Raw genomic sequence first — 23,493 nt, forward strand, 5'->3', positions numbered from 1 at the left:
CTCCTTTTTTGATTGATAATTCGCGTCGCGAAAAATAGTCTATCTTCCAGCAACAAGCTTCGTGAGTGTGTATTTCGACAGCGAAGTTTGTTTTTTATGAGCAACTGCTGGTGGAGGTTTCTTCCCAGCAAAACTTTACCCACTAGGGTTTTTTGAGGCTAAACCTGTGAGCTGTGGTGGACACAGGGACGGCACTTTAAATGTGATGTCAAAGAGGAATTTTTTCATATGGTTACGCACGGTGCTAAACGTAAAACATTAGCGCTCGCAGTCGCGGGTGCATTGTTAGGAACGGGGTTTATGGCAGCCCCTGAAGCCAAGGCAGAAGGCTTTGTTGATGATTCATCACTGACGGGTGGTATTTACTATTGGCAGCGTCAGCGTGACCGTAAGGATTTAACGCCGGGTAGCGCAGAGTATGGCAAGTATGTCGCTAACCTGCATCACTCCACCTTTAACGCCAATCTCGATTTCTCATCCGGCTATGCCGCAGATATCTTCGGTATTGATTTAGCGGCTTTCGGCGCAGTTGAAATGACTAACAGCGGCCCAGCGGCCCCAAACGAAATTGGCTTCAGTGATGCCAAAACCCGTTGGGATGAAAAATGGACCGGCGATAAGAGTGGCGTCAGTATTTACAAAGCAGCAGCCAAATTTAAATTAGGTGATTTCTGGGCGCGTGGTGGTTATATCCAACCGACTGGCCAGACACTGTTAGCTCCACACTGGAGCTTTATGCCAGGCACCTATCGTGGTGCTGAAGGCGGCGCGAAATTCGATTTCGATTCTGCGGGCGCACTGTCCATGTCTTACATGTGGACTGATGAATATAAAGCGCCGTGGTATCAGAATATGTATAACTTCCGCCAAGCTGATGGCAAGACTGGCATAAGTTACCTGCAATCAATTGGTGCCAAATACGACTTTAAAAACAAGCTAGTGCTGGAAGCCGCATTCGGTCAAGCCAAAGATTACATGGACCAATACTTTGCGAAAGCCTCTTATGCTTTCCCGGTGGCGGGTAATGATCTGCGGACTTCTTACCAGTTCTACGGCGCGAAAGATAAAGTCGATGGCGGTTTCAACGATGTGAATGACGTCTATGACGGTCTTGCCTGGTTACAAGCATTGACTCTGGGTTATACCACCGGGCCATTGGATTGGCGTTTGGAGGGGACTTGGGCCAAAGCTGATGGTAACCAAGGTTACTTCTTGCAACGTATGACCCCAGGCTATGCAACTTCCAATGGTCGCTTGGACGTGTGGTGGGATTCCCGTTCTGACTTCAACGCCAACGGCGAAAAAGCGTTGTTTGGTGGCGTGATGTATGACCTGAAAAACTGGAATATGGCCGGTTGGTCAGTTGGGACTTCCTATGCTTATGGTTGGGATGCCAAACCGAGCACCAATCCAATTTATGACCAGAATGTGCGTTTGAAAGAATCTGCATGGAACTTTGACGTGCTGTACACCCTGCAAGAAGGCCGGGCGAAAGGCACATTATTCAAACTGCATTACACCATGTATGACAACCACACCAACATCCCAAGCTATGGTGGCGGTTTCGGCAACGTATTCCAGGATGAAAAAGACGTCAAATTCATCGTGATTGCGCCATTTACTATCTTCTGATTTTACCCCGTTTGATTGCCATCCCCGGCCGCCGTGCCGGGGACACAATGGAGTGCCACAATGAAAAAAATATTTTTTATCATTGCTGCAGTCATGGGATTAAGTGCTTGCGCCACACAAGGCCCAGTCCAGCCGGAAGACAGCAAACTTAAGCAAGCTTACAGCGCTTGTATCAATGCCAGCGAAGGCCAGCCGGAAAGGCTGATCCCTTGTAAGGCGGTGTTGAACGTCTTGAAACAAGAAAAAGCGCATCAAGCCTTTACTGACAAAGAGACCGTTCGGGTATTGGATTATCAGCGTTGTATTGATGCGGCCCATACCGGTAATGGCCAGGCCTATGACGCGCAGTGTGGCAAGCTGTGGCAAGAAATTCGCCAAAATAATTAATTCGCAATATCACTTGAACTAACAATAATTCTGTCATCTGCGCGACTTCCAGTAGCTATTTTGGCAGCGGTTATTCATTACGGATGAGGTTAGTGATGAACAAATTCAGATTAAATGCATTAGCGGCGATAACCGCAACCTTTGGCTTGATGGGGTACGCTCATGCGGACACCACCAACCAACAGCTGGTTGATCAACTCAGCACCTTGAAAGTTAACTATAAAATATTGGATAACCGCGCGGCTGAAAATGGTGTAGATTGCGCCAAATTGGGCGCTGACTGGGCATCATGTAATAAAGTCCTGATTACTCTGACCAACACCGGGGATGAGATCAAAGGCCAAGACTGGGCCATTTACTTCCACAGCATCCGTCGGATCCTGACTGTCGATGACGACCAATTCAAAATTACTCACCTGACCGGCGATCTGCATAAAATTGAACCTACCGCTAAATTCACCGGCTTCCCCGCCAATCAGGCGGTTGAAATCCCGATCACTGGTGAATACTGGCAGTTATTTGCCACTGACTTTATGCCGCGTTGGTACGCCACTTCAGGTGATGCGAAACCAAAAGTCCTGAAAAGCACTGATACTGAGGATATTAATGAATATCTGACTCAGTTTACGGGCGATCAGTGGAAGCGCACCAAAGACGACAATAACGTGCTGATGACGCCGGAATCCCGCTTTGTTAAAAATGAAGCGGTGAAAACATTGGCAGCAGCTAACCTGCGCGGGCAGATTATCCCGACGCCGATGGAAGTGAAAATTCACCAACAAGATGCTGATTTGAGTAAAGGTGTCGCTCTTGACCTGAGCGCTTTACCAAAACCGGCCGCTGATGCTGCACAACAGCGTTTTGAATTACTGGGTTTGAAGTCTGATTCAGCCGGCTTCCCGATTAAAACGGTAATTCAGCCGTCTGCTTTTAAAGGTGATTTAGCCGTTTCTGGGGCATATGAGCTGAAAATCGGCGAAAAAGGCGCGCAGGTCATAGGTTTTGATCCGGCAGGGGTGTTCTACGGTTTGCAATCTATTCTTTCTTTAGTGCCGGTTGACGGTAGCAAGAAGATTGCAACATTGGAGGCCAAAGATGCGCCGCGCTTTGAATATCGCGGAGTCTTCCTGGATGTCGGGCGTAACTTCAAAACCAAAGATGCCGTGCTGCGTTTGCTCGATCAAATGGCGGCTTACAAGCTGAACAAATTCCATTTCCACCTCAGTGATGATGAAGGCTGGCGTATTGAGATTCCTGGCTTGCCAGAACTGACGGATGTCGGTAGCAAGCGTTGCCACGATTTAACGGAAACTACCTGTTTATTGCCACAGTTGGGTTCTGGCCCGGATAGCAATAATCTGGGTTCTGGCCATTTTACCCGCGCTGATTACATCGACATTCTGAAATACGCCAAGGCGCGTCAGATTGATGTCATTCCTGAAATTGATATGCCAGCCCATGCTCGTGCGGCTGTGGTATCAATGGAGGCCCGCTACAACAATTTGATGAAGCAGGGCAAAGAAAAAGAAGCCAACGAATTCCGTCTGGTCGACCCGACAGATGATTCTCAAACGACTTCAGTTCAGTTGTATGAGCGCAAAAGTTATCTCAACCCCTGCCTGGATTCTTCTAAGCGTTTTGTCGACAAAGTGATCGGCGAAATGGCTCAGATGCATAAAGAAGCCGGTATGCCGCTAAATACTTGGCATTTTGGCGGCGATGAGGCCAAAAATATCCGTCTGGGGGCCGGGTTCCAGGACAAAAACAGCCCGATTGAGCCGGGTAAAGGCATTATTGATAAGAGTGTAGAAGATAAGCCGTGGGCCAAATCGCAGGTTTGTCAGGACATGGTCAAGCAAGGCAAAATTCAGGATGTTGAGCACCTTTCCAGCCACTTTGCTATTGAAGTCAGCAAGTTGGTAAATGCTCACGGCATCGAAAAAATGCAAGCCTGGCAAGATGGCCTTAAAGATGCCAAAGATTCGAAGGATTTTGCGACCAAACGTGTGGGCGTTAACTTCTGGGATACCCTCTATTGGGGCGGGGCCGATTCAGTCAATGATTGGGCCAATAAAGGCTATGAAGTGGTCGCGTCCAACCCGGACTATGTCTATTTCGACATGCCGTATGAAGTTAACCCAAATGAACGCGGTTATTACTGGGCAACTCGCTTCAACGACGAAGCCAAAGTCTTCAGTTTCGCGCCGGATAACATGCCGCAAAATGCTGAAACCTCGGTCGACCGCGACGGTAATCACTTCAGCGCCAAGAGTGACAAACCTTGGCCGGGTGTGCAGGGTATTTCAGGCCAATCATGGAATGAAACTGTTCGGACTGACGAACAGATGGAATACATGATTTTCCCACGGGTATTGCCGCTGGCCGAACGTGCCTGGCATCGTGCGCCATGGGAGCAAGATTACCAAGCAGGTCGCGAGTACAAAGGTGGCGAAACCCATAGGGTCGATACTAAGGCGTTGAACTCAGATTGGCAGCGTTTTGCCAATATTATGGGACAACGTGAATTGGCGAAACTGGATAAAGCCGGTGTTGCTTACCGCTTACCGGTTCCGGGGGCGCGTGTCGTTGCAGGGGAGTTGGAAGCTAACATTTCCTTGCCGGGGCTGATTATCGAGTATTCCACTGATGGCGGTAAGCAATGGCAGAAATATGATGTCAAAGCCCAACCTAAAGTCAGCGGTGACGTGTTGATTCGCTCGACAAGTCCGGATGGTAAACGTAGTAGCCGGGCAGAGCCGGTTAAAGTCTGATTATTGCTGTCAAAGTGCTGTGTCTGATGTTAACTCCTGTTTGCCAGGCTTTTATACCCGTTATACTTCAAGCTGCATGTGCGTTGGCTGTCTTTGTTCGCCCCAGTCACTGACTTGTGTCAGCTCCTAGGGATTCGCTCAATTGCCGCCTTCCTGCAACTCGAATTATTTAGGGTATAGGTAAACAACATTATGTGAAGTTGAGTTGATGGTTTTTTCCCCGGCGAGTCCGGGGTTTTTTTGTTTCAAATTCATGTGAATGGCCATTAAATGAGTAATGAAAAAATGAATTTGTCACGAAGAGAGGGATGCAGGAGATCAGTAACAAAAATGACCACCTGACTCCCAACTGAAATAACTTGTGGGAAAGGCGGCCATCTTGCGAATTGCTTATTTCAGCATTATGTGAAAATCTTTATATGATCAATGAGATAAAACCATATTATTTTGGATCGTGCGCAGACTCGTCTTCACGGCAATTGCCAGTGGCACAGTGGCCATAGAGATACAGGCTATGATTGGTCAGCTTGATGCCATGCTTTTCAGCAATATCACGTTGCTGTTTTTCAATCTCTTCATTGCTAAATTCAATCACTTTGCCGCAATCCAAGCAAATCAGATGATCGTGATGATGCTGTTGCGTCAATTCAAAGACTGATTTACCGCCTTCGAAATTGTGGCGGGTCACAATACCGGCATCATCAAACTGGTTCAGTACGCGGTAAACCGTCGCCAGACCAATTTCTTCACCGATATCGATCAGCTTTTTATAAAGATCTTCCGCGCTGACGTGATGGTTAACCGGATCTTGTAACACTTCCAGAATCTTAAGCCGGGGCAGCGTTACTTTAAGGCCTGCATTTTTTAAGGCTTTGTTGTTGTCAGTCATGCGGATTCAGTCCTATTACTATCGATTCAAATTAAGGCCGTTCAGCCTATGACATCCGTGGCGCAATATTCTCAATTGCGTCTCATTATAGAACTGCTAGCCCCAAATGAAAACCGTGGTTGTTAACAAAGATATAATTGCACACTTTGCCCCATTAATCATGCAATGTATTGATGGGTGGGATTGTTGCATCATTTAAGTATATGGTTGCTGGGTGTAACGTTACAAATTTGTAGCGGTTTATTTTCATTTTGCACGGATGAATATGCGGATCTGTGGGCGGCTTAACAAGTCTATTCGTCATCCTTCAAGCTGCATGTGCGTTGGCTGCTCTCGTTACTCGGCCAGTCAATGATTCGGGCCTCACTCACTTGCCGCTTTCCTGCAACTCGAATTATTTAGGGTATATAGCGAGAGGCGTTAGAGGTAACGGAAACGCGGTTTGATGTTTAACATCACCCTCGCGTTTCCGACACGGCAAGTTAACCGGTAATTTCAGCGAGATTCAGTTCTTCACTGATCTGTTTTACCCAAGCGCTAACACGTTCATTCGTCAATTCTGGCTGGCGATCTTCATCAATAGCTAAACCGACAAAGTGATCATCATCCGCCAAGCCTTTGGAGGCTTCGAAGTGGTAGCCTGCGGTTGGCCAGTGGCCGACAATAGCAGCACCGCGTGGTTCGATGATATCGCGCACAGTCCCCATCGCATCACAGAAATATTCTGCGTAATCTTCTTGGTCGCCGCAACCGAACAACGCGACCAGCTTGCCGTTGAAATCGATCTCTTCCAGTGTCGGGAAGAAATCATCCCAATCACACTGGGCTTCACCGTAATACCAGGTTGGGATACCGATCAGCAGAATATCGAAGCCTTCTAAATCTTCTTTGCTGCTTTTGGCAATGTCATGAACCTCAGCAACATCTTTGCCCAGTTGCTTTTGGATCATCTTGGCAATGTTTTCGGTATTGCCAGTATCGCTGCCAAAGAAAATGCCTACAGTTGCCATATAACTTAATACCCTTAAATTCAAATAGTTATGCAAATTACTGAGCGCTCTGCCCAATAATATAACACATGTATAGGGCCATATAATGCCAGAAAATCTCGCCAGGCCGATATCAAGTTTATGCGATATAAAATTTTTGTGAGTCGCTCAACCTTATAACGTCATTGCCGATAACCTTCATGTAACCGAAAGGTTGCAATTTGCGGTGCCAAGGGGGAAACCGTCAAATGAAAATTTGCCGGGAAAGGAGTTGTCGTTAGCTGTATGGAACGTCCTTTATTGCTTTTCGGTCATCAAATAACACCAGGTTTTTAACGGTAACTATCCGATATATAAGGGGAACTAACATGCAGTTTTTAAGAAATATTACCATCAGAGCCGCACTACTTTGGGTGCTTGGGGCTTTTTGCCTGCTATGGGGCGGAGTATCGGGTTATACATTGTTATCACTGAATCAACTAACACAATCCACTAATGCCAGCAGTGTGTTGGTTGAAAATATGAATTTGGTCAATCAGGGGACGGATCAATATTTTCGGATGGTTACACGCCTGGCCCGTTCAGTAGATTATCGACAGGGCGGTAATATTGCGGATGCCGATAAAGAACTCAAATCATCCAATGTTGCACTTGAGAATCTGAAAAAAAAGTTGGCGCAGTTTAAAGCCATCGACCATGCACAAATTGACCCCGCATTGGTGAATGGGGTGATTGATGGGTGGAGCGGATTAATTGATCAGGGTGTGACGCCGCTGTATCAGGCGGCAATGGATAACAATAGCGCGGTCTATGAGGACTTAGCCAAAAAAACAGTGCCAGCGCTAAGTCGCCAATATGGATCTGTTGTGGAGGATTTTAATCATGCCGCCTCTAAAGCCATCGGTGTGGCTAAAGAGCAATTTGCTCGTCTGACCAAAATCAGTAGCATGATATTAATCTCTGCTTTGGTGGCGGGATTAGTGATTTTGCTAGTAACGGATCGCTACCTGGTCATCAACATGGTGCGCCCGCTGGATGATATTCGCGCACATTTTCGGGTGATTGCTTCAGGCCAGCTTGGGCAGCCCATCGCGGATTTTGGTCGTAACTGTGTCGGGCAATTGTTTCCACTGCTACGTGATGTGCAGGCCAGTTTAGCTAACACGGTAAAAGCTATCCGCAGCAGCACGGATGGGATTTATCACGGGGCGGCAGAAATTTCTGCCGGTAATACGGATTTATCATCGCGCACTGAGCAGCAGGCGGCGGCGTTGGAAGAGACAGCCGCGAGTATGGAGCAGTTGACGGCAACGGTAAAACATAATGCAGATAATGCACATCACGCTAGTCAACTGGCGGCAAATGCTTCTATCACCGCCAAAAAAGGGGGGGCGCTGGTGGCCGATGTGGTGCATACCATGGATGATATCTCCGCTAGTTCACGCAAAATAGCCGAAATTACCACGGTAATTAACAGTATTGCTTTCCAGACCAATATTCTGGCACTAAATGCCGCCGTTGAAGCGGCCAGGGCCGGAGAGCAAGGTCGGGGGTTCGCCGTGGTCGCCAGTGAAGTCCGCAATCTTGCTCAGCGCAGTGCACAGGCGGCGAAAGAGATTGATAGCTTAATAACCGAATCAGTAAGCCGTGTTAGCAGCGGTTCGGCATTGGTAGAAAGTGCCGGGATAACCATGGATGAAATTGTTCGTTCCATCACCAATGTCACAGATTTAATGGGCGAGATAGCCTCGGCGTCTGATGAGCAAAGTAAAGGCATCACTCAGGTCGGGCAGGCGGTGGCGGAGATGGACAGTGTGACTCAGCAAAATGCTGCGCTGGTGCAGCAAGCTTCCCGAGCGGCGGCTTCGCTGGAGGAACAGGCGGCTCAGTTAAACCAAGCGGTAGCCGTGTTTAAATTGCGGTCAGATGATGAGCGAGCCAAACCGGTAACCAAACCTCGGGCTACGGTTTTAGCGGCGACGCCGACGAGTAAGGTGGATAACAACACAAACTGGGAAACTTTCTAGCTCTATTTTTCAAAGACTGTTTTTCAAAAACGACTGTAAGGATATTGGCGTGGCGTAATCACTTACGCCACGCCGTCGTGATAACCGATGGGGGTAAAACCAATGGGGTTGAAACCAATGGGGGCTAAAACCGACAGGATTAAAACCCTTTTTGTGAGTGTTCTAATTGAGCCAGTAACATCTGTTCAATCAGTTCACTACGGCTGATGTTACGCTGCTCAGCAAGGCTATTGAGAGCATCGACGGCATCGGCATTAATCTTCAGTTCCACGCGTCGTAAGCCACGTACTTTATCGCGCCGTAGTTGATTTCGCTTATTAATTCTAAGCTGTTCATCACGGGATAATGGGTTTGTTTTCGGGCGCCCCGGACGGCGTTCATCTGCGAACAGATCCAGCGTCGTGCGATCCGTTTGTTCTTTTGCCATAGGTAGCGGTACTACAAGGGATTTACATCAGAAATTTCTGATGATTCGGTTTACACGTTTCAGGCCGATACCTTCATTAGTTGACATCGCTCATAACCCTGCAATGTCAACTAATTTCAGTATGAACTAACAGCCTGAATTTGCATTTGCCACCAAACTCCGCAGCAAATTTATAGCGCGCCATAATACCCTAGCCAACCGAGCAACGACAATGCTTTACTGTGATTAGATTGGTCTAATTCATTCTTTTTTGCACAATTTTTCCACAGGAAATACATTTCTTTTCCCCAGGGTATGATTTTTAATCAACATCCATTGCGCGCGGTTCATTTTTTGTTCAGCACTATTTTTCGCCACGGCTGTTTTCAGTGATAAAACAGCTTTAATCTATAAATCGGTGAATTGCGCGTAACACAGAATCCGGTTTTTCCGCATGAACCCAGTGGCCGGTTCCGGCAACGACATGAGCTCGGGCTTGCGGAAACTGGCGCGCAATCTCATCGCGATAACTGTCTTGAATATAGGGCGACAGTTCACCGCGAATAAACAAAATAGGGTGTGAGCTAGGGGGGATCGGCTGCCAGCCAACAATATTTTCGTATTGATCCCACAATGCGGGCACGTTAAACCGCCATTCTCCATTGTGGAATGATTTCAATAAGAACTGAATAACGGCGTCTTCTTTTATGAATTCGCGCATCAACTGAGCGGCTTCCTGGCGTTGCGTCACACCCGCGGCACTGACCGCATTAAGGGCGGCGAAAATGGTTTCATGGCGGCGCACTTGATAACTGATCGGCGCGATATCTATCGCGACCAGTTTTTCAATGCGCTCGGGTGCGATTGGCGTCATGGCCATTGCCACTTTACCGCCCATGGAATGGCCGATAATAATCGCTTTTTCTATCCTGAGGTTATCCATCAACTCCAGCACATCCTGCGCCATGCAAGGGTAATTCACTGTTGGTGAGCGAGGGGATAAACCGTGGTCGCGCAAATCGACCTGAATCACGTCATGGTCTTGATGTAAGTCACGGGCCAGTACCCCGAGGTTATCCAAGTTACCAAATAGCCCATGGATCAGAATAATGGGTAGGGAAGGGCTAGGAGAAAGTGCATTTTGTAAGCGGAAGTTTAATTTCATGGCGATGTTCATACAGAGAGACATTCTGCTTAGGTTAGCATGACTGAATGTACTTGAAACCAAAAGTGAGAATGAATGTTATCTGCCATTATCCGGGCAGATAAATCAATCAATCCTTTCTGTGGTTAGTATTTCTACAGCATCTTCATCCTATGAGGTTCTCCAATTTAAGTATTGGTCACTGCTGCTCTTGGATGCTGATAAATAACCCTCTGCTGCTTAATTACCTATCTAATCATGCTGTTTAGTGATCCAATCATATTGGCGGCAATCCAAAGTCATTGAGGGGAAAGTTGGATGCCCCCCTAGAGTCTGTTAATCTAACGGAAAGTGGCGAAGTATCGTGAAACCAGATGGTTGAAAAATGTAGATCAAAATTAAATTTTTCATGAACTGTCATAAAGAATATATAAAAATCAATTGAATTATTGTTTTGGATAAAGATGAAAACTATTGAACTCGACGAAGAGCTTTATCGCTATATCGCCAGCCATACGCAACACATTGGTGAGAGCGCGTCCGATATTTTGCGGCGCATGTTGAAGTTTACGGCCGGTCAGCCGATACCCAGCTTATCTACTCATAACTTATCAGCTAATAATGAAGTAGCCAAAATAGCGCCAGCTTCGGCGCCACGGGATCGCGTACGCGCAGTCCGTGAGTTGCTGCTGTCCGATGAGTATGCTGAGCAAAATAGGGCGGTTAACCGCTTTATGTTGGTGTTATCAACACTTTATACCCTAGATGCGCAGGCATTTGCCGAGGCGACCGAATCTTTACATGGCCGTACTCGGGTTTATTTTGCCGGTGACCAACAGACTTTGTTGCAAAACGGGACACACACCAAGCCCAAACATGTCCCCGGTACGCCATACTGGGTGATTACTAATACCAATACCGAGCGTAAACGCAGTATGGTGCAACATATCATGCTGACAATGCAGTTCCCGCCAGACTTGACCGATAAAGTGTGCGGGACTATCTAATTTCGTTGAAACAATACCCAAACAACTTGGAGTTGCAGCTAACAATCCTGCGATTTCAAGTGTGAAGGGGAGATAGGGAGTAGTGACTGTGGCTAATCACCCTCGTGCTGGGCAAGCTGCTCAGCAAAGCGATTTGATTAATGTTGCTCAGTTGACGTCGCAATATTATGTATTGCAACCTGATGCTGAAAATCAGGACCATGCAGTCAGGTTTGGGACGTCGGGCCATCGTGGCAGCTCATTGCGCCACAGTTTTAATGAAGCGCATATTCTGGCCATCGCGCAGGCGATTGCTGAAGTTCGCCATCAGCACGGCATTACTGGCCCATGTTATGTGGGTAAAGATACCCATGCGCTGTCTGAACCGGCCTTTATTTCGGTGCTGGAAGTGCTGACGGCGAATGGTGTCGATGTTGTGGTGCAGCAAGATAATGGCTTCACTCCTACCCCGGCTATTTCTCATGCCATTCTTTGCTATAACGCGCAGGGTAAAAATTTGGCCGATGGCATTGTCATCACGCCATCCCATAACCCCCCTGAAGATGGCGGTATCAAGTACAACCCACCGAATGGCGGCCCGGCTGATACCAATCTGACCTCGGTGATAGAAAAACGCGCCAATCAGTTACTCAGTCTGAAGTTAGAGGGTGTCAAACGTCAAACGTTGGCTAAGGCCTGGCGCGGCAACCATCTGCGTGAGCAGGATTTGATTCAGCCGTATGTTGAAGGTTTGGTCGATGTCGTTGATATCCCTGCTATTCAGCAGGCTGGTCTGAAATTGGGTGTTGACCCACTAGGTGGTTCAGGTATTGCCTACTGGCAGCGTATTGGCGAACATTATAAGTTAGATCTGACGTTAGTTAATGATTCTATCGATCAGACTTTCCGCTTTATGCATCTGGATCATGATGGTGTGATCCGCATGGATTGCTCATCAGAATGCGCGATGGCGGGCTTGCTGGCTTTACGTGATAAATTCGATTTAGCCTTTGCTAATGATCCCGATTACGACCGCCACGGTATTGTGACGCCAGTCGGTTTGATGAACCCGAACCATTATTTAGCGGTATCAATCAATTATCTGTTCCAGCACCGTCCACAATGGGGTGCAGATGTGGCGGTGGGTAAGACGCTGGTATCCAGCGCGATGATTGATAGAGTGGTGGCTGATTTAGGCCGTAAATTGGTGGAAGTTCCGGTCGGTTTCAAATGGTTTGTTGAGGGTTTGCACGACGGCAGCTTTGGATTTGGTGGTGAAGAGAGCGCTGGGGCATCTTTCCTGCGCTTTAATGGCAAACCTTGGTCGACGGATAAAGACGGCATTATTATGTGTTTGCTAGCGGCTGAAATCACCGCGGTTACCGGTAAAAATCCACAGCACCATTATGACGATTTAGCGAAACGCTTTGGCGCACCAAGTTATAACCGTATTCAAGCGCCAGCAACCCAAGCACAGAAAAACGCACTGTCCAAGTTGTCACCAGAAATGGTGACAGCCAGTACGCTGGCTGGTGACCCCATCACTGCCCGTCTGACGGCTGCCCCAGGTAATGGCGCATCCATTGGAGGGTTGAAAGTGATGACCGACAACGGCTGGTTTGCTGCGCGTCCATCGGGTACCGAAGACGCCTACAAGATTTATTGTGAAAGCTTCTTAGGCGCGGAGCATCGCGAAAAGATAGAGCAGGAAGCCGTCGATATTGTCAGTGCAGTATTAGCCGGTAAATAGTCATTACAGGTAAGAAATAGCGCCGGTTGGCGCTATTTCGCCAACACCCATATAAGCAAAAAAACAACGGCGATACTCGCTGTTGTTAATATTCGACAGTGACCAAACCGCCAGAGAAACTATCCATCGGTATTGAGGATTTTAAATATTTTATATTGGATTGATAGGCTTCTTTGGGAGCAAAAGAAGAGAGCGCCTGAGTAATATAAGTTATGTCAGGCAAGTTATCACCAAAATAGAAAGATTTTTCTTCATACATTTCTCGCAATGCATTATTCTTCTCAATAAGTACATTAGTCAGGTTTCCCCTTGTTATTTGTTCAAAATCAGGTGTTTTTTCACAAAAAACATCAGAGAGTTCAGTTTGATAAGAATCACCAAAATCTTTTATCTTGCTCAATGCAGCCATTAATTTTTCAGAATCTCCATTGTATTTTTTCACTATATTATTAATCATTACTGCATGAATTTTTTTATCAGACTCACTGCCATGACTAAGATACGATTTCGTCTGTAAGTTTTTAACTTTATAGCCATCTTCAGAATATTGGTCTTTGATGACAATGACCAGGTTATTAGGATGTTCTTCGGTACTCGATATCATCAAGTGATTGCCATAACGATTAAGCTTTAGTTGGTGAAAGAAATAATCGTCAATGCTAATTGTATTTTCTTCGCCACTGTATTCAACTATCATATTAATGCCATCATAAGCAGAAAAGACATATAAATCATTGCCGGTTCCACCAGCTAAATAGTCATTGTTTTTTTGTCCCTCTATTCTATCGTTACCTTTTCCACCAAAAATTATATCATTGCCGCGCCAACTGCTTTCACTGGCAAAACAGGCAAAGGCATCCGCATCGCCGTGTAGTTCATCGTTACCATCACCACCATCCAGAATATCATTGCCAGCACCACCGGCTAAGCCATCATTGCCTTCCCCCCCAATTAAAATATCATCACCCTCTTGACCAAATAGGGCGTCAAAAGAGGCATGACCATAGATAATATCGTTTCCGGTGCCGCCCCCTAAGTTATCATTTTTATCGCCACCTTGAATGATATTGTCACCCTTGCCACCGGTGACCACATTTCTCATATATTTATGCCCGACGAAACTATCATTATCTTTCAGTGTGGTTTCTTTAGAGGGGGGGGTATTGGTGATGAGGTGATGTGCTGAGTAATTTGGTAGGTCTTCTCTGGTGAGCAAAAGATCTTTATCGGGGCCGTCGTAAAAATTTTCTCTTTTGTGGGTTTTTGTTAAGGTTAAAAATAATTCGTGCTTGACTCCCTCTTTATCGCGGATCATGATGGATTTAATCAAGAATTGACCATCTTTAATTACATTGTGCTTTTTTATAGCATAGATGTCACCGTTTTTATCCCGGAATTTTATAGTCAGTGTCGAGTCCGAATATTCGAAGAATATTTTTTCAGGTGATATATAATCAATAAAAATAGATTCAGAATTACCATTCTGTATTAATTCTCCCAATAGTGGCGTTTTTCTACTATTTGATTTTTTTGTATGTTTTTGCAAGATGAAATCCTTTTATCTAATGTTAGACATTGTGTCTGATTTATATTTTATAAAATCAGCTTATTTAAATAAAGTTCAATGACATTATTATTCATTATTTTTTAGTGTGAAATGTTTTATATCTTAATTGATATTAAGCAAGACATGTGTGGTGTGGAATGTATTATTAAACATATGGCTTATATTTAAAGAAGATGATTTTATACAATACGGTTAGTGGCTCAGTTCACTAGTCCATTGTTTTGAGGTCATATATAATGTTGCTAAGATAAAAATCACCCCAATGCCACCATCAATGCACCCGCAGTAATGAGTGCCACACCTAGCCCTGCAATTAATGAAATCTTTTCGCCAAACAGGATAAAGGCCAGAATCACGGCAAAAACCACACTGAGTTTATCAATGGGCGCAACTTGTGAGACATTACCATTCTTGATGGCCATAAAATAGAATAGCCAGGATAACGCCCCCGCTACACCACTGAGCACCACAAAAAGTAGCGCTTTTTTATCGGCTAATACGGTGCCGACCAGATTGAATTTTCCCTGAACCACCACCACGCCGACCAAAAATAGCGCCATCACCACAGCCCGCACGGCGGTTGCGGTATTGGCATCCAAATGTTGCAGGCCGATTTTACCGAAGATGGCGACTAAAGATGCTGAAACAGCGGACAGTAGGGCATAAATCAACCAAGTGCTCATAATAAATAAGACCTATTATCATTAAAAACCTGATGCTACGCCGTTAAGTTTATTTTTCATAGCCTTGAGAGGGATTTTATAGTGAATAAACCGTTACGGAATAAAGCGATAACCCACCCCCGTTTCTGTTAATAAATGTTTAGGGCGGGTAGGGTCGGTTTCTAATTTTTGACGCAAGTGGCCCATATAAATGCGCAGATAATGACTGTGTTCGACATAATTTGGCCCCCAAACTTGGTTGAGTAATTGGCGTTGGGTAATGACCTTACCCGCATTTGTCAATAATGCTGAAAGTAACCGAAATTCAATCGGGGTCAGGTGGAGGTCAACACCGGCACGGGTGACTTGGCGGTTAATCAAATCTACGCTGATATCTGAAAAGTTTATCAGCGGGCTTTCCTGGCTGCCCCCACTGTGACGGCGCAAAGCAACTCGCACTCGTGCCAGTAATTCACTGATACCAAAGGGTTTACTGAGATAATCATCAGCGCCAGCATCCAGCGCGGCCACTTTGTCTTCTTCATTGTTACGGGCCGATAACACAATAATCGGGATGGCGCTCCACTGACGTAAATCCTGAATATAGGTCAAACCGTCACCATCCGGCAGACCCAAATCTAAAATAATGAGGTCGGGTTTACGGGTTCCGGCCTCAATCAGGCCGCGTTGTAGGGTTTCACTTTCAAATACGCGCCAGCCTTCACCCTCCAGCGCAATTCGAACAAAGCGCCGGATCTCTTTTTCATCTTCAACAATTAGGATGTTAGTCGGGGATATCGTCACGTTTCCTCAGTATCAATATTTTCACTGTCAATTTCCGGGGCTTTCTCCAGTGGCAAGGTAAAGTGGAAGCTCGCGCCGCCATCTTGACTTTTTTCCACCCAGATACGCCCACCGTGTACATCAATAATGGCACGGCAAATGGCTAAACCCAAGCCCACCCCCGGAATAGCTGACTCTTTGTTACCACGGGAGAATTTATCAAAAATCAGTTGTTCCTGCCCAGTTGTGACTCCGGGGCCATTGTCCCAGACTTCGACATTCAGCCACTCGCCTTGCACCTTGGCTCTAATCCCCAATAATGCTGCGTAACCGGCGTATTTATGGGCGTTTTCAAGTAGGTTAATAAACACCCGCTCCAACAAGCTGCCATCACAGTTGATTAACACCATTTCATCCGGTAATTCGACCTTAATTTGATGATGGCTTAATGTGGTTTCCAGCATATGCAGGGCGCTGCCGACGATTTCTTCCAGTGACTGCCACTCTTTGCGCAGGTTAAAGCCGCCCGATTGAATGCGGGCCATATCCAGTAAATTGTTGACCAGCCGGGTGGTGCTCAGCACTTGTTGGCGGATTTGATTGGCCTGCGGCGCATGCCGTGAACCTTCGGCAGCCAGATCCAGTGTCAGGATTTCCGCCTGACCGAATAACACGGTTAGCGGCGTACGCAAATCATGGGAAAGTGCCGCCAGCAGGGAGTTGCGCAGTTGCTCGCGTTCCGCATCCAGTTTGGCCAATTCGGCGCTGCGAGCCAGATGCAACCTTTCCAGCGCGTTGGCAATCAAGCTGGTGAAAGTCTGTAGCAAGCGCTGCTGCTCCGGCACCATAAGCTGGCGCAGGTTGGCCGGTTCAATCGCCAGCACCCCGTAAGTTTGTTTCGATGCCGTCAGCGGCAGTAATTGGTAAGGTACACCCGGCAAGGTATCGGTACCCGCGCCAGCGGGTGCGCCTTTGTCAAAGCTCCAGCGTGCAATGGCCTCATCGACGGAAAGCGCTCCCCCTTCATCGGTAGTAATTTGTTGTAAGCGCCCATCTTCTTGTGGCAACAGCAGGTCAGTTTTGGCCTGAAAACTGCTGGAAAGAAAATGACGGCTGGTTTTGGCAATATCTGCTGGGGTGAGGGCGCGGCTTAATCCGCGTGACATTTCATACAGATGTCTGGCGCGTTGCTCGCGATAACGGGCAATTCTGGCTTGATAACGCACTCCGGCCGTCAGGTTCCCCACCACGATACCAACAATTAGCATGACGCCAAAAGTCAGTAAATACTGCACATCAGTAACCGCCAGTGACCAGTGCGGTTGGACAAAAAATAGATCGAAACTAACGACATTGATAAATGCGGCCAAGACGGAAGGCCAGCGGCCATAAAACAGCGCAATAATCACTACGCCGAGCAAGTAAACCATCACCAGGTTGGCTTGGTCGAACCCCGGTATTAGCCATTGTGATAATACCGTGATCAGCGCACACAGGCCGATGGCCGCGACACAGCCGCGTAATTGCATCCGCCATTTTTCAGTGAAAGTGCGTGAGTCGGTCTCTTTCACGACATTGGCGGGAGCATCCCCCTCCAGTGCAATAATCACTAAATCTAAATCCGGCCCGAGTTTACCCAAACGGTCGGCAAAGCTGCCGCGCAGTTTCCAATGTTGTTCAGTGCGGCGGCCAATAATGATTTTGCCCAAATTATGTTCGCGGGCGTAACGTAATATCGCCCGTTCTTCACTGGGTTCCGATAAAGTGGCGGTTTCAGCCCCTAACTCTTGCGCCAGTTTTAGGGTGCGCAAAATGGCGCGACGTTTGGCTTCCGGTAGGCCGTGCAGCCGTGGGGTTTCAACATACACTGCATGCCAAATGCAGCCCAACCGCGCCGCCAACCGGGCTGCGGTTCGCACCAGTTTTTCATTGCCGCTGTTGTGGCCGATACACAATAAAATAGCATCGCGGGTATGCCAAACACGCTCGCGCCCTTGAGTATCGCGAAAGGCGCGCATCTGGTCATCAACCCGATCCGCGGTGCGGCGCAGGGCCAATTCGCGCAGTGCAATCAAATTCCCTTTGCGGAAAAAATGCTCAATAGCGCGCTCGGCCTGCCCTGGGATATAGACTTTCCCCTCATTGAGCCGTTGGCGAAGGTCATCAGGGGGAAGATCGACTAAGACCACTTCCGTGGCCTCGTCAAACATATGGTCGGGTACCGTTTCCCGCACTCGAATACCGGTTACGCCACCGACCACATCATTCAGACTTTCCAAATGTTGCACATTGACGGTGGTCAGCACGTCAATGCCCGCATCCAGCAGCTCTTCAACATCTTGCCAGCGTTTGGGGTGGCGGGAGCCATGGGCATTGCTGTGAGCCAGTTCATCCATCAGGATCAGCGCGGGGTGGCGGGCGAGGGCGGCATCCAAATCAAACTCGCGCACCTGCCGATTGCGGTGATGAATCCGCTTTAGTGGCAGGATTGCCAGCCCTTCCAGCAAGGCGGCGGTTTCACTGCGCCCGTGAGTTTCGACAACGCCGACTAATACATCCAGTCCCTGCGCCCGCAGGCGCTGGGCTTCTTGTAGCATGGCGTAGGTTTTGCCCACTCCGGCGCAAGCCCCAAAAAAGACTTTTAGCCGGCCACGGGATTTTTCATTCGCGGCCGCAAGCAGACTGTCAGGGTTTGGGCGGGTTGGTTCTGCATCCACCATGTTATGTCCTTAAGATTTTACCGGAGTCGCCGGGATTTTCACGTGACTCTGGGCATCCAGCGCCATATTCAGATTCAGCACGTTGACCACGGATTCACCGAAGAAATTTGGCGTTGCTTTCTGTACATTGCCATCAATCAATTGTTTGACCTCAGACAGCGGCATTTGACGAATGCTGGCAATGCGTGGAGCTTGATAATAGGCTGCTTCCAGTGAAATTTGCGGGTCGAGACCACTGGCGGAAGCGGTCACCAAATCAACTGGCACCGGCCCTGTTTGTGTTGGGTTTGCCTGGCGCAGTAATTTAACGCGCTCACTGATGGCTTTATCCAAATCCGGGTTGCTGGCAGCCAAGTTGCTGCCGCCGGATGACATTGGATTATAAGGCATATCGGCGGTTGCCGATGGGCGGCCGGCAAAATAACCCGGTTGAGTAAAGTTTTGGCCGATCAAGCGAGAGCCGACCACCTCATCACCCAGCATCACCAGTGAACCATTCGCTTGCTGTGGAAATATCAGTTTTGCCAGCCCAGTGGTCAACAGAGGATAAGCTATTCCGGTGATAAGTGTCAGTAATATCAGCAAAACCAATGCAGGGCGCAGGTAGGACATGCGGCTTGTGGATGACATATTCGTGGTCGATGACATCTTTTATTACCTCAATTTGGGTCTTAAAACCGGCCACCCAAGGTGGCAGTGGTCGTGACGAAATACATTATTGTCTTAGTTTACATTAAGCGGCCTTAGGCCAGATTTAACGCCGTCAGCACCAGGTCGATGAGTTTGATTCCGACAAACGGCACCAGTAACCCGCCCAGACCATAAACCCACAGATTGCGGCGCAGTAAGGCGGCGGCGCTCATCGCCTTGTAACTGACTCCTTTTAGCGCCAGCGGGATCAGGAACACAATCACCAGCGCATTAAAGATAACCGCCGACAATATTGCCGAAGCCGGTGAATGTAATTGCATTATATTCAAAGCGTTAAGTTGCGGATAAGTGGCCGCGAACGCCGCCGGAATGATGGCGAAATATTTGGCGACGTCGTTGGCGATACTGAAAGTGGTCAGCGAGCCACGGGTCATCAGCATTTGTTTGCCGATATGCACCACTTCAATCAACTTGGTCGGATTAGAGTCCAAATCCACCATATTGCCCGCCTCTTTGGCGGCTTGAGTCCCGGAGTTCATCGCCACCGCCACATCTGCCTGTGCCAGTGCCGGGGCGTCGTTGGTGCCGTCGCCGGTCATGGCCACCAGTCGGCCCTCTGCTTGATATTGGCGAATCAAGGCCAGCTTAGCCTCCGGTGTGGCTTCGGCCAGAAAATCATCGACTCCAGCTTCAGCCGCAATAGCCGCCGCAGTCAGACGGTTGTCACCGGTGATCATCACGGTTTTAATGCCCATTTTGCGCAGCTCAGCAAAACGTTCTTTAATGCCGCCTTTGACGATATCTTTCAGCGCCACCACCCCCAGCACCCGAGGGCCATCAGCCACTACCAGAGGGGTGCCGCCGGTGCGCGCCACACTTTCCACCGCATCTTCTACCGCGCGTGGGAAGTGACCCTGATTGGATTCCACATGGCGGCGAATTGCATCGACCGCACCTTTGCGAATCATTCTGTCTTGTACATTCACGCCGCTCATGCGGGTTTGTGCTGAGAAGGGCACAAAGGTGGCATTCAAGCTGTGCAAGTCGCGTTCGCGCAGGTTAAAGCGCTGTTTAGCCAGCACCACAATACTGCGGCCTTCCGGGGTTTCGTCGGCCAGCGATGAGAGTTGCGCGGCATCCGCCAGTTGTTGCTCGGTCACTCCCGGTGCGGGTAAGAATTCTGATGCCTGGCGGTTACCCAGCGTGATGGTGCCGGTTTTATCCAACAGCAGCACATCGACATCACCGGCAGCTTCGACAGCGCGCCCGCTGGTGGCTATCACATTGGCCCCTAACATGCGGCTCATCCCGGCCACACCAATGGCGGATAACAACCCGCCGATGGTGGTGGGGATCAAGCAAACCAGCAGCGCCACCAACACGGTGATGGTGACCGGTGAACCGGCATGGTTGGCTTCAACACTGAAGACCGAAAATGGATATAAAGTCGCGGTCGCCAGTAAAAAGACGATGGTCAGTGCCACCAACAAAATGGTCAGCGCCACTTCATTGGGGGTTTTGCGTCGTTTGGCCCCTTCCACCATGGCTATCATGCGGTCGAGGAAAGTCTCGCCGGGGTTAACACTGCACTGAACCACCAGCCAGTCTGACAGCACCCGAGTCCCGCCGGTTACCGAGGCGAAGTCGCCGCCGGATTCACGGATAACCGGCGCAGATTCACCGGTAATGGCGCTTTCATCCACCGAGGCCCCGCCCTCCAGCACTTCACCGTCGCAGGGCACGGTGTCACCGGCTTCAATCAGCACCACATCACCTTTGCGCAGACTGTCAGCGGAGACTTTTTGTTGCGGCGCATCAAAGCGGGCTTCGGTCAGTTTTTTCGCCCAACTGGTTTTTTTCACTCCGCGCAGACTTTCCGCCTGCGCTTTGCTGCGCCCCTCGGCCAATGCTTCGGCAAAGTTGGCGAACAGCACGGTAAACCATAGCCACAGGGCAACACTGCCGGTAAACATGGCGCTGCCGGTGGTCTGGCCGCTTAAGATGGCCAGCCAAATCAGGGTGGTCAGCCCACTGCCCAGATACACCACGAACATCACCGGATTGCGCCACTGGACGCGCGGATCCAGTTTCTTCACGGCATCAAGCAGCGCAGTGCGAACCAGTGCTGGCTCAAAAATTGCGCGTTGTTTGCGGGTCATAGTTATTCTCTTCTTTGGGTAGTAAAATTAAAGTGTTAACGAAACTTGTAGATGTTCGGCGACCGGGCCTAAAGCCAGAGCTGGGATAAAGGTCAATGCGCCCACCAATAATACGGTGCCCACCAGCAAGCCGATAAACAGTGGCCCGGCAGTAGGGAGGGTGCCGTTGCCAGCCGGTTGCCGTTTCTTCGCCACCAATGAACTGGCAATCGCCAGCACCGGCAGAATCACCCCGAAGCGACCCAAGAACATCGCCGCAGCCAGTAGCAGGTTATAAAACGGTGTATTGACACTGAGGCCAGCAAAGGCGCTGCCGTTGTTATTGGCCGCTGAGGAAAGGGCGTAAAGCACTTCACTAAAACCATGCGCACCGGGGTTAAGAATCCCTGCGCGACCAGCATCAGTACAGAGCGCCAGTGCGGTGCCTAACAGCACGAGCGTTGGCGTGACCAAAATCGCCAGCGCGGTCATTTTCATATCAAATACGTCAATTTTCTTGCCGAGGTATTCAGGGGTACGGCCAATCATCAGCCCGGCAATAAACACGGTCAGCAGCACGAATAACAGCATGCCGTACAAACCAGAACCGACGCCGCCAAACACCACTTCACCAATTTGCATCAACCACATGGGCACCATGCCACCCAGCGCGGTAAAGGAGTCATGCATGGCGTTAACCGCACCGCAAGATGCCGCAGTGGTGACCACGGCATACATGCTGGTCGCCAGGATACCGAAGCGGGATTCCTTACCCTCCATATTGATATTGCTGTCGGCACCCAACAGCATCAAATGCGGGTTCCCGGCCAGCTCGGCGTACATCACTACCACCACCGCCACCACAAAAATCAGTGACATGGCCCAGAGCAGTGCATGGCCCTGACGGTTATCCCCGACCACTTGGCCGAAAGAAAAACACAATGAGCAGGGGATCAGGAAAATCGCCAGCATTTGCACAAAGTTGCTAAACGCCGTCGGGTTCTCAAACGGATGTGCGGAGTTAGCACCAAAGAAACCGCCGCCATTGGTACCCAGCATTTTGATGGCTTCTTGCGAGGCCACCGGCCCCATCGGCAAGGTCTGTTTTACCCCCTCGAGGGTGGTGATATGCAGGTAACCGTCCAAATTCTGTAAGACGCCTTGACTGACAAGAACCAGCGCAATGAGCAGTGAAATTGGCAATAAGACATATAAAGTGATGCGAACCAAATCGACCCAAGCATTGCCCAGTGTGCTGGCTGAATGGCGGGCAAATGCGCGGATCAGCGCAAAAGCCACCGCAATACCGGTAGCCGCTGACAGGAAGTTTTGTACTGTCAGACCGGCCATTTGGCTCAGATAACTGAGTGTATTCTCCCCGCTATAGGCTTGCCAGTTGGTGTTAGTGACAAAACTCACCGCAGTATTCAGCGCCAAATGCCATGATAGCCCCGGCATATTTTCCGGATTCAGTGGTAACGAGCCTTGCATCATTAATAGTGCGAACAGCAGCACCACGCCCAGCAGGTTAAAACTGAGAATGGCCAGCGCATATTGCCAGCCGTTCATTTCCTGGTTTTTTACCCCACTACAGCACCATAAACCGGCCTCGATTTTTTGTAATGGCGCGAAAGGTTCACCCTCAATAAGACGCGCCAAGAAACTTCCCAATGGACGGGACAGCACCAACAACACCAACATAAAGCTGGCAATAAGCAGAAATCCTGATGCCGCCATTTAAAAGTCCTCCGCATTAAATAAGGCATAAACCAGATAGCCCAGTAGCAGCAGAACCAGCAGCGCACCACAAATGATGCTGACACTCACGATATACCTCCACAGGTCTTATTTTTTGATAACCCAGTTTTTTGATGATCAAGTTTTGATAACCCAGTTTTTTGATGATCAAGTTTTGATAACCAAGTTTTGATAACAGCAGCTTAGGAAGTTGTAAGAAAAGTTCTTGATAAAAAAGCGGTGAGAGGTGTAAA

18 protein-coding genes are annotated in these 23,493 nt (G+C 48.6%); 6 read left to right on the forward strand and 12 right to left on the reverse strand.

All coding sequences use genetic code 11. From position 1 onward, the window contains the following. Positions 1-228 precede the first annotated feature (228 nt). The 3 genes from chiP (at position 229) to OVO64_RS09665 (ending at position 4,790) form a co-directional block, all read left to right on the forward strand. Positions 229-1,632, forward strand: coding sequence for a chitoporin ChiP (gene chiP / locus OVO64_RS09655; protein ID WP_267248731.1), 1,404 nt, complete (start codon positions 229-231; stop codon positions 1,630-1,632). Between the two features lie 60 nt (positions 1,633-1,692). Next, positions 1,693-2,019: a ChiQ/YbfN family lipoprotein gene (gene chiQ / locus OVO64_RS09660; RefSeq protein ID WP_049560561.1), complete on the forward strand. Its 327-nt coding sequence runs from the start codon at positions 1,693-1,695 to the stop codon at positions 2,017-2,019. A gap of 95 nt (positions 2,020-2,114) precedes the next feature. After that, complete coding sequence (locus OVO64_RS09665; RefSeq protein WP_267248732.1) at positions 2,115-4,790, forward strand: beta-N-acetylhexosaminidase; 2,676 nt, start codon at positions 2,115-2,117, stop codon at positions 4,788-4,790. A 442-nt stretch (positions 4,791-5,232) separates the two neighbouring features. Here the strand turns inward: OVO64_RS09665 and fur are convergent, their stop codons facing one another. Together fur and fldA are read right to left on the reverse strand one after the other, a co-directional pair. After that, on the reverse strand, positions 5,233-5,679 hold the full coding sequence (fur, locus tag OVO64_RS09670; RefSeq protein WP_004390570.1) for a ferric iron uptake transcriptional regulator: 447 nt from the start codon (positions 5,677-5,679) through the stop codon (positions 5,233-5,235). A gap of 482 nt (positions 5,680-6,161) precedes the next feature. Continuing rightward, positions 6,162-6,689 (reverse strand): flavodoxin FldA, encoded by a 528-nt coding sequence (gene fldA / locus OVO64_RS09675; RefSeq protein ID WP_038634724.1) that lies wholly within the window; start codon positions 6,687-6,689, stop codon positions 6,162-6,164. 347 nt (positions 6,690-7,036) lie between these two features. Here fldA and OVO64_RS09680 point away from each other — a divergent pair, with 347 nt between their 5' ends. Beyond that, positions 7,037-8,695, forward strand: coding sequence for a methyl-accepting chemotaxis protein (locus OVO64_RS09680; RefSeq protein WP_050291444.1), 1,659 nt, complete (start codon positions 7,037-7,039; stop codon positions 8,693-8,695). A gap of 139 nt (positions 8,696-8,834) precedes the next feature. Here the strand turns inward: OVO64_RS09680 and ybfE are convergent, their stop codons facing one another. After that, entirely contained in the window at positions 8,835-9,122 is a 288-nt protein-coding gene (ybfE, locus tag OVO64_RS09685) for a LexA regulated protein (RefSeq protein ID WP_004390567.1), read from the reverse strand. Between the two features lie 382 nt (positions 9,123-9,504). Next, on the reverse strand, positions 9,505-10,266 hold the full coding sequence (gene ybfF / locus OVO64_RS09690; RefSeq protein ID WP_038634718.1) for an esterase: 762 nt from the start codon (positions 10,264-10,266) through the stop codon (positions 9,505-9,507). Between the two features lie 443 nt (positions 10,267-10,709). Here ybfF and seqA point away from each other — a divergent pair, with 443 nt between their 5' ends. Further along, positions 10,710-11,252 (forward strand): replication initiation negative regulator SeqA, encoded by a 543-nt coding sequence (gene seqA / locus OVO64_RS09695; RefSeq protein ID WP_038634715.1) that lies wholly within the window; start codon positions 10,710-10,712, stop codon positions 11,250-11,252. Between the two features lie 88 nt (positions 11,253-11,340). After that, entirely contained in the window at positions 11,341-12,981 is a 1,641-nt protein-coding gene (gene pgm / locus OVO64_RS09700) for a phosphoglucomutase (alpha-D-glucose-1,6-bisphosphate-dependent) (protein WP_038639650.1), read from the forward strand. 85 nt (positions 12,982-13,066) lie between these two features. Here pgm and OVO64_RS09705 read toward each other — a convergent pair whose 3' ends face one another. From OVO64_RS09705 to OVO64_RS20620, 8 genes are all read right to left on the reverse strand, one after another. Beyond that, positions 13,067-14,527: a calcium-binding protein gene (locus OVO64_RS09705; RefSeq protein ID WP_145509472.1), complete on the reverse strand. Its 1,461-nt coding sequence runs from the start codon at positions 14,525-14,527 to the stop codon at positions 13,067-13,069. Between the two features lie 275 nt (positions 14,528-14,802). Next, positions 14,803-15,231 carry an EamA family transporter gene (locus OVO64_RS09710; protein WP_145509446.1) on the reverse strand — a complete coding sequence of 143 codons (429 nt, stop codon included), beginning with the start codon at positions 15,229-15,231 and terminating at the stop codon, positions 14,803-14,805. 93 nt (positions 15,232-15,324) lie between these two features. Beyond that, positions 15,325-16,014, reverse strand: coding sequence for a two-component system response regulator KdpE (gene kdpE / locus OVO64_RS09715; RefSeq protein ID WP_038634709.1), 690 nt, complete (start codon positions 16,012-16,014; stop codon positions 15,325-15,327). Then, positions 16,011-18,713: a two-component system sensor histidine kinase KdpD gene (gene kdpD / locus OVO64_RS09720; protein ID WP_267248733.1), complete on the reverse strand. Its 2,703-nt coding sequence runs from the start codon at positions 18,711-18,713 to the stop codon at positions 16,011-16,013. The genes kdpE and kdpD overlap by 4 nt, the downstream gene beginning before the upstream one ends. Before the next feature lie 9 nt (positions 18,714-18,722). Continuing rightward, positions 18,723-19,361, reverse strand: coding sequence for a potassium-transporting ATPase subunit KdpC (gene kdpC / locus OVO64_RS09725; RefSeq protein ID WP_038634705.1), 639 nt, complete (start codon positions 19,359-19,361; stop codon positions 18,723-18,725). A gap of 95 nt (positions 19,362-19,456) precedes the next feature. Then, entirely contained in the window at positions 19,457-21,523 is a 2,067-nt protein-coding gene (kdpB, locus tag OVO64_RS09730; RefSeq protein WP_267248734.1) for a potassium-transporting ATPase subunit KdpB, read from the reverse strand. Between the two features lie 27 nt (positions 21,524-21,550). Further along, positions 21,551-23,239: a potassium-transporting ATPase subunit KdpA gene (gene kdpA / locus OVO64_RS09735; protein WP_120011169.1), complete on the reverse strand. Its 1,689-nt coding sequence runs from the start codon at positions 23,237-23,239 to the stop codon at positions 21,551-21,553. After that, positions 23,240-23,329 (reverse strand): K(+)-transporting ATPase subunit F, encoded by a 90-nt coding sequence (locus OVO64_RS20620; RefSeq protein WP_032819844.1) that lies wholly within the window; start codon positions 23,327-23,329, stop codon positions 23,240-23,242. It abuts the gene before it with no gap. Between the last annotated feature and the right edge of the window lie 164 nt (positions 23,330-23,493).

Origin of the sequence: Yersinia sp. Marseille-Q5920 (assembly GCF_946902935.1) — a bacterium.
In the GTDB taxonomy this organism is placed as follows: domain Bacteria; phylum Pseudomonadota; class Gammaproteobacteria; order Enterobacterales; family Enterobacteriaceae; genus Yersinia; species Yersinia rochesterensis.